Below are 14,473 nucleotides of genomic sequence, written 5' to 3' on the forward strand. Positions count from 1 at the left end.
CCTCGGCCATATCGACGATGCTGACCTCTGGAGGACCTGCGTGGCCATCGAATTCCGGGTCGGCCCCATGGCTGCCATCGCGGTTGTCCTCGTCGCCGCAGCGGGGTGCTCGGTGGAGCGCTCCGGTGACGACGGCGCTTCCTCCGGTTCCTCCGAGGGCGCGGCGGCCGGGACGTCGGAGCAGGCCCCCTCGGCCGGGTCCGGGTTCGTGCCGGGCCCGGACAACGAGGACCCGTCGAAGGACATCGAGGGCGTCGAGATCACCGAGTATCCCGTCGGCCAGCACGCCGCGCCGGGCCAGCGCGTCGCGTACGTGAAGGCCCCGCCGGACGGCGGCGCGCACGACCAGGTGTGGGCGACCTGCAACGGTGTGGTCTACGACACCCCGGTGCGCAACGAGCACATGGTCCACTCGCTCGAGCACGGCGCCGTGTGGATCGCGTACGACGCCGACCAGGTGACCGGCGAGGACCGCCAGGCGCTGGTGGACCGCGTCGACGGCCAGCCGTACCTGATGATGTCGCCCTACCCCGGCCTGGACAAGGCGGTGTCGCTGCAGTCGTGGGGCCACCAGCTCAAGGTCGACGACGTCGACGACGAGCGGATCGACCAGTTCATCGCCGCGCTGCGGGAGAACGAGTACACGACCCCGGAGCCGGGCGCCCCGTGCGATTCGGTCGGCCCGGAGTTCGACGCGACGAACCCGCCCCCGTTCGAGGCGGGCCCTCCCGGCCCTGGTGCGGCGCCCGTCGGCGGCGGGTGACGAAACTGTGACCACCCTCCGTTGACACCCATCTGACACGGTGTCCTTACACTGGGCGGTCGGAGACTCCCTGTGTTCCTGTAGTTGAGACGAGGACCGGCACCGGCATGGCGAGCGGAACGAAGAGCAAGGGCGCGAGCAAGCCCAAGGGCAAGAGCAACAGTGCCAACAAGGCCCGGCGTTCTGTCGTCGGCTCCGCACGCAAGCCCAAGCCCTGGGGCATGATCGCCGCGATCGTGGCCGTCGTCGCGCTGGCGGCCGGCGTCTTCACCTACGCGTTCATGGAGATCGACGCGAAGGAGAAGTGGGTCGTCTCCGAGGAGAACCAGGACCCGTCGGTCAACATCGGCGGGGTGGTCCGCGAGACCTACGACGCAGGCCAGCACGTCACCGGCGAGCAGCGCGTCGCGTACGACCAGAGCCCCCCGTTCGGCGGCCCGCACGACCAGTCGTGGGCGGACTGCAACGGCACGGTCTACCCGAACCCGGTGCGCAGCGAGAACATGGTTCACTCGCTCGAACACGGCTCGGTGTGGATCGCCTACAACCCCGACCAGGTCAAGGGCAAGGCGCTGGACACGCTGAAGGCGAAGGTCGAGGGCCAGCCGTACATGCTGATGTCCCCCTACCCGGGCCTGGACAAGCCGATCTCGCTGCAGTCGTGGGGCCACCAGCTCAAGCTGAGCAACGCCGACGACGAGCGCGTCGACCAGTTCATCAAGAGCCTGCGGCAGAACAACTACCAGAACCCCGAGCCGGGCGGCCGCTGTGACGTCCAGGGCACCGGGTTCGACGTGACCAACCCGCCGCCGTTCGTGGCCGAGCCGCCCGCCAAGGACGACCCGACCACGGTCACGATGGACGGCAAGGGCGCGGTCGACGAGTCGGCGCAGGAGCAGGGCGGCATGCAGGCCCCGCCCGCTGGCGAGCCCACCGCGCCCGCCACGGGCGCCGAGGTCCCGACGGGTGCGGCCACGCCGCCGCCCAGCCAGTGACCTCCGCGGCCCCGTCGTCCAGCGGCAGCCGCACGTTCATCCTGATCGCGGCCCTGGTCGCCGTGCTGCTGGTGGGCGCCGCGGGCGGCATGCTGATCAACTCCGCGCGCAGCGGTGCTGACGACGCGTTCCCCAGCGCGGAGTCGGTCGACGTCGGCTTCGCACACGACATGCGCGTCCACCACCTGCAGGCGGTGACGATGGCGGGCATCGAGCGTGACAAGACCGCCGACCCGGTCCTGCGGGGCTTCGCCTTCGACGTGGAGTCCACCCAGCTGGCCCAGTCGAGCGAGATGGCGGGGTGGCTCACCGTGTGGGGCCACCCACAGCTGCCGGAGGCGGGTGCCCCGTACATGCAGTGGATGAGCGAGAACGGCACCCACACCCACAGCAACGGCGAGGGCGGCACGACCACGGGCCCCGTACAGCGCATGCCGGGCATGGCCACCACGGAGGAACTGAACAAGCTCCGCACCCTGACGGGCAAGGAGCTGGACGTGTTCTTCCTGCAGCTCATGCTCCGCCACCACGTTGGCGGCCTGGAGATGGCCCAGTACGCGGCCGACCACGCCGCGAAGGGCTACGTCCGCAACCTGGCCGACAAGATCGTGCAGAGCCAGGAAAGCGAAACCAACCTGATGAAGAGCTACCTGGCGGAACGCGGCGCCCAGCCACTCCCGTTCCCGTAACCGGGTCACTGCCAGAGGGACTTACCCGAAGCGGGTTGAGCACCCCATCGACCCGCTGCGCACGAAGCGAGCCCCGCGATGCGGGCGCGCCGTGAAAGGCGCGTTGACGGCACACGACATGCCCTCAATGGCACATTCACGGCGCTCAGCGCCCTGAACGGCCCATTCACGACACCACCGATGTCCCAAATGCTCCGTTGATCAACGACCGGCCCCGCTACGCGGACCGCGCCGCCCTGCGGGCGAAGCGGGCAGGCGAAGCCCGCGAAGCGGGCACGCCGCGAAAGGCGCGTTCACGGCACACGACATGCCCTCAATGGCACATTCACGGCGCCCAGCGCCCTGAATGGCCCATTCACGGCACCGCCGATGTCCCATATGTTCCGTTGATCAACGACCGGCCCCGCTACGCGGACACGCTGCGCGCGGGCGCGCAGCGCCCGCAGGGCGAAAGCCGCGAAGCGGGCAAAGCCCCCGCGTAGCGGGCCCGCCCTGAAAGGGCAAAGCACCCCGCCCCAACGCACCCCACCCGAACGGAACCACCCAGAAGGTTCGGTGGTGGCGGCGGACATCCTCTGGGCAGGGCGCCAGCCCTGCCCACAAGGGCCCCTGCAGGGCGGCGGAGGCTCACGTGTCAAGGGTGGGCGAAGCCATCGCGAAGCGACGCCGAAGGCGCCCTTGACACGTGAGGGGCCGCCCGTAAAATCCGCCGCCACCACCGAACACCAACACTCGAGAAACACCCCGAAGACCCAAGTGGGACAACAAACCGAGGAACCGCGCCGAACAATCCAGCCGCCAGCACCGGGCACACCATCCACAGCCCGGCTCACCAGTGCAGCTCCCGGCAGGTACCCTCACCGGCCTCGACCTGCACGGTCGCGTGCTCCAGCTGGTACTCCCGAGCCAGCAGCTCCTGCGCGGCGGCGAGGATCGCGGACTGGTCGCACCCGGGTCCGACCGTCAGGTGCGCCGAGGCGACCTCCATCCCCGAGGTCAACGTCCACACGTGCACGTCATGCACCTCCCCCACCCCCGGCAACCCGGCGAGCGCTTCGGTGAGCGCGTCCACGTCGACCTGTTCCGGCGCGTGCTGGAACAGGATCCGCAACGACCGTTTGGCGAGCGCCCACGTCCGGGGCAGCACGAACAACCCGATGGCGACACCGAGCACGGGGTCGGCGTACCGCCACCCGAACAGCAGCGTCACCAGCCCGGACACCAGCACCCCGAGCGACCCGACCAGGTCGGCGATCACCTCGAGGTAGGCGCCCCGCAGGTTCAGGCTCTCCGCCGCGCCCCGCCGCAGCAGCAGGAAGGCCACCACATTGGCCGCGAGCCCGAACAGCGACACCACCACGACCGGCAGCCCCGGCACCGCGGGCGGCGAGGAGAACCGGGTGATCGCCTCGTACACGACGTATCCGGCGACCCCGAACAGCAGCACGGCGTTGGCGAGCGCGGCCAGCACCTCAGCGCGGTAGAGCCCGAACGTCCGCCCGGAGGAGCGGCTGGCGCGCCGTGCGGCGAGGATCGCGGCCAGGGCGAGGCCGATCCCGAGCACGTCGGTGATCATGTGCGCCCCGTCGGAGAGCAGCGCGAGCGAGCCGGTGACGACACCGGCCGTGACCTCGACCACCATGAACACCGCGGTGACGGTGAACGCGGCGGCGAGCCGGCCGACGTGTTTGCCGGACGCGCTCATCGGCGTTCCGTGCCCGTGTCCGTGCCCCATGGCCACAACATATAGTCACATGCGCATGAGTACAACTGGAGTGGTGATGGACCGGCACCCGGACACTAGATCGAGCCGAGGTCGCCCTTCTTGTCGAACTCCGCGACGAGCAGCGCCGCGGACACGCGGAAGTGGTAGTCGGCCGTCGTGCCGGGGACCTGGACCACCCACGTGTCGTTGCCGACCTGGAACACGCGCCTGCCGCGCGGCGACATCGGGTGTTGCGGCTGGTAATCCTTCGCCAGCGCGTAGGCCCGTTTGCGTGCCTCGTCGCGGTCCGCGCACAGCGCCACCTTCGTCAGCACCCAGCGGTAGGAGTTCCTGCCGAAGCCCACGGTCTCCTCGAGCAGCACGTGCCAGTTCTCCATCACGTGCGTGAAAGTAGAACAATCCGCCCTCGCGGGAGGCCGGAACGGGTGATACTGCGGTTCTCACCGTCCACTGGGGAGGTCCTATGGCCAGAGCCGCACTCGCCGGACTGCTCGCGCTCCTGCTGGCTCTGGCCGGGTGCGCGGCTCTGGCCGACCTCGGGGAACTGCGTGCCGACCTGGAGTCGGCGGGCTACGACGCGACGAACATCAACAACAACACCACCAACGGTTTCACCGTGCTGAGCATCGACGTGTCGATGCCCGACGCGGTGCCGACCGACGAGGACGCCGAGAGGGTCGCCGAAGTGGTGTGGAGGAAGTACCAGGACGACTTCGACCAGCTGCTGGTCACGATGAACGGCGCGGTCCGCCTCGACGCGACCCCCGAGGACCTGACCGGGCTGTTCGGCGACCGCCCCGGCGACGTCGCGGCGGCGGACCGGGAGGACGGCTCGTCCGCGACGACGACGGTGATCGTGGTCGTGGTCTGCGCTGTCGTGTTCGCCGGGCTGATGGTGCTGGTGTGGCTCCGCGGCCGCCGACCGCCACCACCACCGCTCGCACCACCCGGACACCACCAGCCGGGCGGGTACTACCAGTACCCGCCACCGCCCCCGCAGGGCTAGTTCTTGCAGGCACTGCAAGGGATCCGCGGGGTTGCGTCGATGGGGTGATCTTTCGTGTCGGACGCCTGACCAGCCACTCTGCCCGGTCTACGGTCCCTGGCATGGGCGAGCACATGAGTCCGGCACAGGCGCGCGAGCTGGCCGAGGAGCTGCGGCACTACCGCGAGATCCTGGGCATGCCCGCCTACGAGCTTGCGGACCGGCTGGGCTGGTCGGCGAGCAAGCTGTCCAGGGTCGAGCATGGTCTCTCCCCCATCAGCGAGGTGGACGTCGTGCGCTACGGCGCCCACTGCGGCGTGTCGGCCGAGGGCATCGAGGCCCTGCTCGACCTGTGCCGCGATCCCGGCGCGGCGGGCTACTGGCTGTCGAAGTGGTCCAGCACGCTGGTCTTCGCCGAGAACACCGCCGCGTTCTCGGCCAGCTACGACCCACTGGTCGTGCCCGGCATGCTGCAGACGCAGGAGTACGCCGCCGCGCTCATCGGCCAGGACAAGGCGGAGTGGGTACAGGTGCGGATGGAACGCCAGCGGCTGCTGAACAACCGGCCGTTCGAGTTCTTCATCCACGAGCAGGCGCTGCGTCTGCCGGTCGGCGGTGACCGCGTGATGAACGAGCAACTGCTTAAGTTGGTGCTGGTCGCTGCCCAGCCCACGGTCACGATTCGAGTGGTGCCTTCCGCGCTGGGAGCGCAGTCGATGTTCGGAGGAGCGTTCCTGTTCTTTCGTTACGACAACCACCAGCCGCTGGTCTACGTGGAGTCAGGGTTCTTTCTCGACGACGAACAGCACATAGCCAAGTACCAGGGAAAACTGGCCGGGCTCTCGAAAGTCGCCCTGAGTAGTGGAGAATCGCGGGAGGTGCTCGCCGAGATGGCGAGCGAGGTCGACCGACCGGAGGAATCTCCCGATGCCCCTGACGACGTGGCGAAAGAGCGGCTTCAGTTCTGAACCCGCAGGCAACTGCGTCGAGGTGGCCTGGCGAAAGAGCAGCTTCAGCGAGGAACCCCAAGGCAACTGTGTTGAGGTGGCGTTCGTTCCGGCCGCGGTGGCGGTCCGTGACTCCAAGAACATCGCCGGGCCGACGCTCGCCTTCGACCCCCGCGCCTGGCGCACGTTCGTCACCCGCCGCTAGACGCTTGATTCCGTGACGTCGGTGTTGTCTGGCTGGTGAGTTTGTCCTCGCCGGACGGGCAGGTCTCTGGGGTGGCGGAGGGGTGGGTCGGCTGCGGTTGGGTTCGGGTCTGCCTGCCATCCCGTCGACCTCCCAGGTGCTATCACACCGCGCCGAGGGGGCCGATTCGTGCCTGTTGTGATTCGGGTGTTTGGCCCCCTTGACACGGCGTGATCGGGCTTCGCCAGGTCGACGGGATGGCAGGGAGCCCCTTTGTGGTTGGCTGGCGCCACCATCGGGGTTGCGCGGACAAGGCCCCGCTTCGTGGGCCGGGGTTCCGCTTCGCGGGCCGGGCACGCAGCGTCCGCGGCCATGCCGTGGGCAGCGACTCGCCTTGCGAACGCGCGGGCTCGTGCAGGTGTCCCGAAAGACGCGTTCGGGTCGGTGGCGACAGTCGTGAGTGTGCCGATAGGGACCGTGAGCGTCACGATCGGCACACTCACAACGTCGGCCATGCCCCGAAAGCGCCTTTCGGGGCACTCCACGTCCCGAAAGCGTCTTTGGGGGCAGGTCCGCTTCGCGGGCCGGGCGCGCAGCGCCCTCGGAATGCCGTGAAAGGCGCGTTGACGGCGTCGGTTGTGCCGTGAAAGTGCCTTTCACGGCACTGGTCCGCCTTGCGGATGTTCCGCCGGGTAGGTGCGTGCGTGCCGGGCTCACTTCGCATGACCTTCACGGAATCGGTCGTCAGCCCTCAGCGCTCCGGCCAGTGCCAGGGCGGCTGGTCGAGCAGGCCCTGGCCGTCGACGGTGGTGGTGCTGTCGGTCTTGACCAGGGTCAGCACGGTCGCCTTCGGCAGTGCGTCCACCAGTCGTGCCGCGTGGGTGACGACCACGACCTGGCTGCGGGTCGCCGCCGTGGTGATCAGGTTCGCCAGTGGTGGCAGCAGGTCCGGGTGCAGGCTCGTCTCAGGTTCGTTCAGCACCAGCAGCTCCGGCGGGCGCTGGGTGAGCAGTGCCGCCACCCACAGCAGGTAGCGGAGCGTGCCGTCGGACAGTTCGGCCGCGTCGAGTGGGCGCAGCAGCCCGTGCTGGTGGAACCGGAGCCCGAACCGGCCGTCGTGGTCGACGACCTCGATCCGGGAGCCGGGGAACGCGTCGGCGACCGCGTCCGCCAGCTCCGTCGCGGCGCCCTGTTCGTGGATGGTCCGCAGCGCGGCCGGCAGGTCGGCGCCGTCGTGGCCGAGCACGGGTGTGCGGGTGCCGATGCGGGCCTGGCGGGCGGGTGCGTCGCGGTCGGTGCGGAACTGGTCGTAGAACCGCCAGGACCGCATCCGGTCACGCAGCAGCAGCACCTCCGGCTCGGCCAGCTCGCTCAGCATGGAGTCGGTGAGGCCGATCTTCGTCTGCCCGCCCCACGCGCCGGTGGCGTCGCGGGCCCGCACCACGTTCCTGGCCCGGTCCGCCAGCACCGCCGACGGGCGCAGCACCGGGCCCGCCCACAGCGCCTCGCGTTTGAACTCGGGGTCGCGGCCGAACATGGTCTCGGCCGGGACCGGCATGCCCAGGTCGAGTGCGTAGCCGTACTCGTCGCCACCGAAACCCAGCCGCAGCGCGACCGGTTTCGTGCGCACGGTCCCCTGCACGGGACGGCCCTTGCGCACCTTGCCCTCCGGGCCGGCCCACAGCGTCGACGTGAGGCCACCCTCGCGAGCCAGTGCCGCCACCGCACCGCCCAGCGCCGCGTCCGCCAGCAGCCGCAGCGCCCGGTACAGGCTCGACTTCCCCGCGCCGTTCGCCCCTGTCACCACGGTCAGCGGTGACAGGGGCAGCACGAGCTGCCGCAGCGAGCGGTAGCTCTCGACGGCGAGAGTCTGGATCACGCTTCTACTTCGCGCCTGTCCTCGGACCACATGGTGTGGAAGGTGCCTTCCTTGTCGACGCGCCGGTAGGTGTGCGCGCCGAAGAAGTCCCGCAGGCCCTGGATCAGCGAGGCGGGCAGCCGTTCGGTGCGCAGCCCGTCGTAGTACGCGAGCGACGAGGAGAAGGCGGGGGTGGGGATCCCGGCCTTCGCCGCGTGCGCCACGATCCGCCGCCACGACTCCTGGCCCTCCGCGACCGCGTCCCGGAAGTACGGCGCGACCAGCAGCGACTCCGGCCGCTCGTGCTCGTAGGACTCCTTGATGCGGTCGAGGAACCTGGCGCGGATGATGCAGCCGCCGCGCCAGATCGTGGCCATCGCGCCGAGGTCGATGTCCCAGCCGTACTCCGCGCTCGCCGCGGCCATCTGGTCGTAGCCCTGCGCGTACGCCACCACCTTCGACGCGTACAGCGCCTTGCGGACGTCGTCGACGAACGTCTCGCGGTCGGCCTGCGGCACCGAGCCGGGGCCGGGCAGCGCCTTCTGCGCGGCGACCCGCTGCTCCGGGTGGGCGGACAGGGCACGCGCGAACGTGGCCTCCGCGATGCCGGTCACCGGTACGCCCAGGTCGAGCGCGGTCTGCACGGTCCAGCGGCCGGTGCCCTTCTGCTCGGCCTGGTCGACGATGACGTCCACGAACGCGGTGCCGGTCGCGGCGTCGACGTGCCCGAGCACCTCCGCGGTGATCTCGATCAGGAACGACTCGAGGTCCCCGGAGTTCCACTCGGCGAAGATCTGCGCCAGCTCCTTCGGCGACGCGCCGAGCCCGTCGCGCAGCAGGTGGTACGCCTCGGCGATGAGCTGCATGTCGGCGTACTCGATGCCGTTGTGCACCATCTTGACGAAGTGCCCCGCGCCGTCCGGACCGACGTGCACGCAGCACGGGGTGCCGTCGACCTGCGCGGCGATCTTCTCGAACATCGGGCCGAGCGTGGCGTAGGACTCCTTGGAGCCGCCGGGCATGATGCTCGGCCCGAGCAGCGCGCCCTCCTCGCCACCCGAGACACCCGCGCCGACGAAGTGCAGGCCGTGCTCGCGCAGTGCCGCCTCGCGCCGCCGCGTGTCGGCGAAGTGCGCGTTGCCGCAGTCGATGACGATGTCACCCTCGTCGAGCAGCGGGATCAGCTCCTCGATCACCGCGTCGGTCGGCCCACCGGCCTTGACCATGATCACGATGCGCCGCGGCCGCTCGAGTGCCGCGACGAAGTCCGCCACCGACTCGGCCGGCACGAAGACACCCTCGTCACCGTGCTCTTCGACGAGTGACCGGGTGCGGGCCGGGGTGCGGTTGTGCAGCGCGACGGAGAAGCCGTTCCGCGCGAGGTTGCGGGCCAGGTTGCGGCCCATGACCGCGAGCCCGGTGACACCGATCTGTGCCTGAGTTGCCATGGTGCCCACTCTGCCCGAGGACGCTCCGTGACGCATCAGTCCTCCTCCGGCCGGTCCAGCTCCTCGTCCAGGATCCGGTCGATCCGGCGGGACGCCCTGCGCAGCGCACGGACGGTGTAGAACACGAGCACGACGAGCACCGCGGCACCGATGGTGATGGTCAGTGCGGCCATGGGTCATTCCACCGTTTCCGTTGTGCCGCCCACGGAATGCGAACCCTACTCGACCACAATGGCTCGTGCGGAACGACAACGCCGTCCGATCCGCACAGTCCACGCCGCGACGGGAAATGTCCTGGCCACCATTGATGTTGTGCATGGCATGGCGCACACGGACGTGGTGGTGATCGGGGCCGGGCAGGCCGGGCTGTCCAGCGCGTACTTCCTGCGCAGGGCCGGGATGGACTTCGCGGTGCTGGACGCGAACCCCGCGCCGGGCGGCGCGTGGCAGCACCGGTGGCCGACGCTGCGGATGGCGACCGTGCACGGCATCTTCGACCTGCCCGGCACGCGGTTCACCCCGCCCGCCCCCGGTGAGCGGGCCGCGGCCGCCGTGCCCGCGTACTTCGCCGCCTACGAACGGGAGCACGACCTTCGCGTGCACCGGCCGGTGACCGTGTCCGCCGTCCGCGACCTCGGTGAACGGCTCGGCGTCGAGTCCTCGGCAGGTGACTTCTCGGCCCGTGCCGTGATCAACGCCACCGGGACCTGGACACGCCCCTTCTGGCCGCACTACCCGGGCCGGTTCGACGGCAGGCAGCTCCACACCGCCGACTACCGCGGTCCGGACGAGTTCGCGGGCAGGCGGGTGCTGGTCGTCGGCGGTGGCACCTCGGCGGTGCAGCTGCAACTGGAGCTCGCCGAGGTCGCCGAGACGTTCTGGGTCACCCGCAGGCCACCGGAGTTCCGCACGGAACCGTTCACCCACGAGTACGGCAGGCAGATCATCGCCCGCGTCGACGAACGCGTCCGGGCCGGGCTGCCGCCGGAGAGCGTGGTCACCGCGACCGAGCTGTCGCTGACCCCGGAGATCGTGGCGGCGCAGCGGAAAGGCCTGCTCGCGCGGCGTCCGGTGTTCGACCGGCTGGTGGCGGGCGGCGTGGCGTGGGCCGACGGCACGACACTGGACGTCGACGTGATCCTGTGGTGCACGGGCTGGCGGGCCGCGCTCGACCACCTCGCGCCGCTCGGCCTGCGCGCGCCGGGCGGCGGCATCGTCATGGACGGCACGCGGGTGGTCGCCGAACCGCGCCTGCACCTGGTGGGCTACGGCCCGTCGGCCAGCACGGTCGGCGCGAACCGGGCCGGGCGCACCGCGGTCCGGGAAATCCGGCGGCTGCTCGGCGTCCCGGCCGCCGTGGCGTGACCCCGGTGTGCCTCACCCGATAGTGGGACGGGTGAGAATGGTGGCGTGCCAACCACGACGAACCGGTGCCCGTGCGGGACACCGCTGCCCTACGACGAGTGTTGCGGCCGCGTGCACTCCGGTGCGGTGGCCGCGCCGACCGCGGAGGCGCTGATGCGGTCCCGCTACAGCGCCTTCGCGGTCGGCGACGCCGGCTACCTGCTGGAAAGCTGGCACCCCGACACCAGACCGCGCGAGCTCACCCTCGACATGGAGCGGCAGTGGGTGCGCCTGGAGATCCTCGGCAGCACCGGCGGCGGGCTGCTGCACGTCGAGGGCACCGTCGAGTTCCGCGCGCACTACCAGCACGTCACGCACGCCGGGATCCTGCACGAGCTCAGCCGGTTCACGAAGGTCGACGGCCGGTGGGTCTACGTGGACGGGGACACCACGCGGCCGAGGTAACCGTTGTCCACCAGCCACAACACGTTGAGCCGTGCCGGTGCGCCGGGCACCAGCGCGCCCGCGAGCTGGTACTGCAGCCCGCCACCGGTCTGGTAGAACCACGGCGCGATCGGGCCCGCCCACACGTCGAAGGGCCGCAGCACCTCGTACCGGTGGTAGTTGCAGCCAGCCGCCGGGGTGCCGACCAGGTTCGACGGCGGGATCGACCGCGTGGTGTAGGGCAGCCCGGCCGGGGCGAGGAACCCGCCGTACTCGCTGCCGTACCGGTCGATCTCGAAGCCGCGCGACAGCGTCTGCTCCCACTTCACCGGCTCGCCGTCCTGGCCGATGGCGTAGCCGTCGTCGGGCGGGTAGCGCCAGCTACCCCCGCCGTCGTCGTAGTAGCGGTCCATGAACACGTCCACTGGGCGATATCCGGTGCGGTTGTACCCGCGCAGCTGGGCCCCGACGTTCCCCAGCCTCGGCAGCCGCGCCGGGCCGAGCCGGGCGTCCCCCGCGTACAGCTCAGCCGAGCACTCGGTGAGCGAGAGCGGGGCCGCCTGTGCGGGCGGCGCGAGGACGAAGGTCACCAACAGCAAGCCCGCGACCAGCGCGGCGATCCGTCTCATGCCCTCCGACGCTGCCAGGTGACCGGGTCGCGGCGGAACGGCTGCCACCCGATCGAGTCCCGCATTGCTCCGGTGGTGCGCGGGGTGTCACGCACGCGAATCGGGGTACACGGTGCGCGTGGCCGATCCCATCACCGACGAACGCGTCGCGTCCGTGCTGCGGACGTTCGTGCGTGGGTGTGAGCCCGTGCTGCCGCGCCTGCGGGACATCGACGCGGACGTGGCGCCGGACGACGCGGAGGTCGACCAGAACCTGCTGCGCAAGGTGCGCCGCCGGCTCGCTGAGGTGCGGTGGCCGGGGTCGGCGTCCTGGGCGCGCATGAACGTCGAGCAGCGCGCGCACTGGTGGGTCAACCGGGTCGGCAAGCTGACCGCGCTCGCCGCGTCCGTCACCGGGCTCGCCGGCGCGCTCGGCGACCGGCTGCCGTTGCAGGACGTGCTCGGTGCGGCCGGGCAGGGCCTGCTGCTGTGCGCCATCGCCGGTGAACACGGCGTCGAGGACCGCGTCACCAGGGTGCGGCTGCTGGCTTCGGTCCTGTTCGACCGCGAACTGGACCCGGCCGTGGCCGCCGGTGACGGCACCGACGACCCGGAGGCCGCGCCAGAACCACCGTCTGGCCGCCGCATCGGGCTGAAACCGGCCGCGAAGTGGTTGTGGCGGCAGGGGAAGCTGCTGCTCGCGGTGCAGGGCGAGCTGGAGAAGCGCCCGCACGGCCGGTTCTACCACCGCCTGCTCGGCATGCTCCCGGTCGTCGGGATGGCAGGCGACTACCTCGGCGAGCGCTCCGCGCTCAAGCGCGCCGCGAAGTCGGCGGACCGCTGGCTGCATTCCTCGGGTTTTGATCCGAATCGCGTGTAATGGATGGCAAAACTGTGGTAATGGCACCGGCAATTGACCTGATCTAGTGTCAGTTACCGGCCACCCCGCTTTTTCGACTCGATCCCGCCACCAATAGGTTACGAAGCCACACCGTTTCTATACCTGGGGAAAACGTGACGGGAGCATGATGCATATGCGGAGCAAGCAATTCATCGCCGGGGAATGGCGCACCGGTGCGATGGACAAGGTCCTGGTGGACCGTAACCCGTTCGACGGGTCGACGATCGCGGAGTTCAACTGCGCGAGCGTCGCCGACGTCGACGATGCCTACCAGGCCGCGGCACGCGCCAAGTCCGAGTGGGACAGGGTGAACCCCTATGCCAAGCGGACCGTGTTCGAGCGGGCGGTTCGTTACGTCGAGGACCACACGCCGGAGATCGTCGAGATCATCATCGACGAGCTCGGCGGCACCCGGTTGAAGGCACACTTCGAGATCGGCCTCACGATCGACATGCTCAAGGAGGCCGCCACCTTCCCGCTGCGGATGGAGGGACGGATACTGCCGTCCCCCATCGACGACAAGGAGAACCGGGTCTACCGGGACCCGGTGGGCGTGGTCGGGGTCATCAGCCCCTTCAACTTCCCGTTCTTCCTCGGCATGAAATCCGTCGCCCCCGCGCTCGGCGCGGGCAACGGGGTCGTGCTGAAACCGCACGAGGACACCCCGATCGTCGGTGGCACGCTCATCGCGGAGATCTTCGAGGCGGCCGGGCTGCCCGCCGGACTGCTGAACGTCGTGATCACCGAGATCCCCGTGATCGGGGACGCGTTCGTCGAGCACCCGGTGCCGCGCGTCATCTCGTTCACCGGCTCGGCGGCGGTGGGCAGGCACGTCGCGGAGGTGGCGGTCCGCAACTTCAAGAAGCCGCTGCTGGAGCTGGGCGGCAACAGCGCGCTGATCGTGCTGGCGGACGCGGACCTCGAACTGGCGGTGGACGCGGCCGTGTTCAGCCGTTTCACCCACCAGGGCCAGGTCTGCATGGCGGCCAACCGGGTCCTCGTGCACCGCGACGTGTTCGACGAGTTCGCGGAGAAATACGTGGCGAAGGCGGCGTCGTTGCCGGTCGGCGACCCGCGTGACGAGGCCACGATCCTCGGCCCGCTGATCAACCAGCGGCAGGCCGACAACCTGGCCGCGCTGGTGGAACAGGGCATCGCGCAAGGCGCGCGGCCGCTGCTGCGCGGCGAGGTGAACGGCACGCTGTTCCACCCGACGGTGCTGACCGACGTCACACCGGAGATGCCGGTGATGCAGGAGGAGATGTTCGGCCCGGTCGCGTGCCTGGTGCCGTTCGACACCGAGGACGAGGCGGTGGCGATCGCCAACGACACCCGGTTCGGGCTGTCCGGCGCGGTACACACCCGCGACCTCGACCACGGCGTCGAGCTCGCGAAACGCATCCACACCGGCATGATCCACGTCAACGACTCGACCATCCACGACGAGACGATCGTGCCGTTCGGCGGTGAGAAGCAGTCCGGCCTCGGCCGCCTCAACGGCGACTGGAGCCTCGAGGAGTTCACGACGCTGAAGTGGATCTCGGTCCACCGAGGCCGGCGCCAGTTCCCGTACTGACGCGT

The 14,473-nt window shown here is 70.1% G+C and carries 16 protein-coding genes; 10 read left to right on the forward strand and 6 right to left on the reverse strand.

Annotated elements, in window-relative coordinates; all coding sequences use genetic code 11:
- Positions 1–40: 40 nt before the first annotated feature.
- The 3 genes from ACFPCV_RS24755 to ACFPCV_RS24765 all read left to right on the forward strand — a co-directional run bounded on the left by ACFPCV_RS24755 (position 41) and on the right by ACFPCV_RS24765 (position 2,447).
- Positions 41–763, forward strand: coding sequence for a DUF3105 domain-containing protein (locus ACFPCV_RS24755; RefSeq protein WP_378058688.1), 723 nt, complete (start codon positions 41–43; stop codon positions 761–763).
- A 107-nt stretch (positions 764–870) separates the two neighbouring features.
- Entirely contained in the window at positions 871–1,758 is an 888-nt protein-coding gene (locus tag ACFPCV_RS24760; protein ID WP_378058689.1) for a DUF3105 domain-containing protein, read from the forward strand.
- Entirely contained in the window at positions 1,755–2,447 is a 693-nt protein-coding gene (locus ACFPCV_RS24765) for a DUF305 domain-containing protein (RefSeq protein ID WP_378058690.1), read from the forward strand. Before ACFPCV_RS24760 ends, ACFPCV_RS24765 begins: the two co-directional genes overlap by 4 nt.
- A gap of 829 nt (positions 2,448–3,276) precedes the next feature.
- Here the strand turns inward: ACFPCV_RS24765 and ACFPCV_RS24770 are convergent.
- Together ACFPCV_RS24770 and ACFPCV_RS24775 are read right to left on the reverse strand one after the other, a co-directional pair.
- The gene (locus tag ACFPCV_RS24770; RefSeq protein WP_378058691.1) at positions 3,277–4,182 is read right to left on the reverse strand and encodes a cation diffusion facilitator family transporter; all 906 of its coding nucleotides are present in this window, start codon (positions 4,180–4,182) and stop codon (positions 3,277–3,279) included.
- Between the two features lie 65 nt (positions 4,183–4,247).
- A complete protein-coding gene (locus tag ACFPCV_RS24775; protein ID WP_378058692.1) occupies positions 4,248–4,553 on the reverse strand; it encodes a hypothetical protein in 306 nt (101 codons plus the stop codon).
- An 83-nt stretch (positions 4,554–4,636) separates the two neighbouring features.
- Between ACFPCV_RS24775 and ACFPCV_RS24780 the strand changes: the two genes are divergently transcribed.
- The 3 genes from ACFPCV_RS24780 (at position 4,637) to ACFPCV_RS24790 (ending at position 6,310) form a co-directional block, all read left to right on the forward strand.
- Positions 4,637–5,179, forward strand: a complete 543-nt coding sequence (locus tag ACFPCV_RS24780; RefSeq protein ID WP_378058693.1) for a hypothetical protein — start codon at positions 4,637–4,639, stop codon at positions 5,177–5,179.
- Between the two features lie 101 nt (positions 5,180–5,280).
- A complete protein-coding gene (locus tag ACFPCV_RS24785; RefSeq protein WP_378058694.1) occupies positions 5,281–6,126 on the forward strand; it encodes a helix-turn-helix domain-containing protein in 846 nt (281 codons plus the stop codon).
- Positions 6,086–6,310: a DUF397 domain-containing protein gene (locus tag ACFPCV_RS24790; protein ID WP_378058695.1), complete on the forward strand. Its 225-nt coding sequence runs from the start codon at positions 6,086–6,088 to the stop codon at positions 6,308–6,310. Before ACFPCV_RS24785 ends, ACFPCV_RS24790 begins: the two co-directional genes overlap by 41 nt.
- Positions 6,311–7,040: 730 nt before the next feature.
- On the opposite strand, the gene ACFPCV_RS24795 is transcribed toward ACFPCV_RS24790, so the two are convergent.
- From ACFPCV_RS24795 to ACFPCV_RS24805, 3 genes are read right to left on the reverse strand one after another with little or no spacing between them, the layout of a single operon-like run.
- Positions 7,041–8,168, reverse strand: a complete 1,128-nt coding sequence (locus ACFPCV_RS24795; protein ID WP_378058696.1) for an AAA family ATPase — start codon at positions 8,166–8,168, stop codon at positions 7,041–7,043.
- On the reverse strand, positions 8,165–9,595 hold the full coding sequence (gene gndA / locus ACFPCV_RS24800; protein ID WP_378058697.1) for an NADP-dependent phosphogluconate dehydrogenase: 1,431 nt from the start codon (positions 9,593–9,595) through the stop codon (positions 8,165–8,167). Before gndA ends, ACFPCV_RS24795 begins: the two co-directional genes overlap by 4 nt.
- A gap of 35 nt (positions 9,596–9,630) precedes the next feature.
- Entirely contained in the window at positions 9,631–9,768 is a 138-nt protein-coding gene (locus tag ACFPCV_RS24805) for a hypothetical protein (RefSeq protein ID WP_378058698.1), read from the reverse strand.
- A gap of 148 nt (positions 9,769–9,916) precedes the next feature.
- On the opposite strand from ACFPCV_RS24805, the gene ACFPCV_RS24810 reads away from it, so the two are divergent.
- The gene (locus ACFPCV_RS24810) at positions 9,917–10,960 is read left to right on the forward strand and encodes a flavin-containing monooxygenase (protein WP_378058699.1); all 1,044 of its coding nucleotides are present in this window, start codon (positions 9,917–9,919) and stop codon (positions 10,958–10,960) included.
- Positions 10,961–11,005: 45 nt separating this feature from the next.
- On the forward strand, positions 11,006–11,404 hold the full coding sequence (locus ACFPCV_RS24815; protein WP_378058700.1) for a YchJ family protein: 399 nt from the start codon (positions 11,006–11,008) through the stop codon (positions 11,402–11,404).
- On the opposite strand, the gene ACFPCV_RS24820 is transcribed toward ACFPCV_RS24815, so the two are convergent.
- Positions 11,371–12,012 carry a TNT domain-containing protein gene (locus tag ACFPCV_RS24820; protein ID WP_378058701.1) on the reverse strand — a complete coding sequence of 214 codons (642 nt, stop codon included), beginning with the start codon at positions 12,010–12,012 and terminating at the stop codon, positions 11,371–11,373. The two genes, ACFPCV_RS24815 and ACFPCV_RS24820, sit on opposite strands and share 34 nt — an antisense overlap.
- 118 nt (positions 12,013–12,130) lie before the next feature.
- On the opposite strand from ACFPCV_RS24820, the gene ACFPCV_RS24825 reads away from it, so the two are divergent.
- Positions 12,131–12,871, forward strand: coding sequence for a hypothetical protein (locus ACFPCV_RS24825; RefSeq protein ID WP_378058702.1), 741 nt, complete (start codon positions 12,131–12,133; stop codon positions 12,869–12,871).
- Positions 12,872–13,025: 154 nt separating this feature from the next.
- A complete protein-coding gene (locus ACFPCV_RS24830) occupies positions 13,026–14,468 on the forward strand; it encodes an aldehyde dehydrogenase family protein (protein WP_378058703.1) in 1,443 nt (480 codons plus the stop codon).
- The last annotated feature ends 5 nt before the right edge of the window (positions 14,469–14,473 follow it).

It is taken from the genome of Actinophytocola glycyrrhizae, assembly GCF_042653545.1.
Lineage (GTDB): Bacteria > Actinomycetota > Actinomycetes > Mycobacteriales > Pseudonocardiaceae > Actinophytocola > Actinophytocola glycyrrhizae.

Coding starts and splice junctions, on each gene's coding strand:
- ACFPCV_RS24760 (WP_378058689.1), top strand. CDS start 871: ATGGCGAGCGGAACGAAGAGCAAGGGCGCGAGCAAGCCCAAGGGCAAG.
- ACFPCV_RS24770 (WP_378058691.1), bottom strand. CDS start 4,182: ATGGGGCACGGACACGGGCACGGAACGCCGATGAGCGCGTCCGGCAAA.
- ACFPCV_RS24780 (WP_378058693.1), top strand. CDS start 4,637: ATGGCCAGAGCCGCACTCGCCGGACTGCTCGCGCTCCTGCTGGCTCTG.
- ACFPCV_RS24785 (WP_378058694.1), top strand. CDS start 5,281: ATGGGCGAGCACATGAGTCCGGCACAGGCGCGCGAGCTGGCCGAGGAG.
- ACFPCV_RS24790 (WP_378058695.1), top strand. CDS start 6,086: ATGCCCCTGACGACGTGGCGAAAGAGCGGCTTCAGTTCTGAACCCGCA.
- gndA (WP_378058697.1), bottom strand. CDS start 9,595: ATGGCAACTCAGGCACAGATCGGTGTCACCGGGCTCGCGGTCATGGGC.
- ACFPCV_RS24805 (WP_378058698.1), bottom strand. CDS start 9,768: ATGGCCGCACTGACCATCACCATCGGTGCCGCGGTGCTCGTCGTGCTC.
- ACFPCV_RS24810 (WP_378058699.1), top strand. CDS start 9,917: ATGGCGCACACGGACGTGGTGGTGATCGGGGCCGGGCAGGCCGGGCTG.
- ACFPCV_RS24820 (WP_378058701.1), bottom strand. CDS start 12,012: ATGAGACGGATCGCCGCGCTGGTCGCGGGCTTGCTGTTGGTGACCTTC.
- ACFPCV_RS24830 (WP_378058703.1), top strand. CDS start 13,026: ATGCGGAGCAAGCAATTCATCGCCGGGGAATGGCGCACCGGTGCGATG.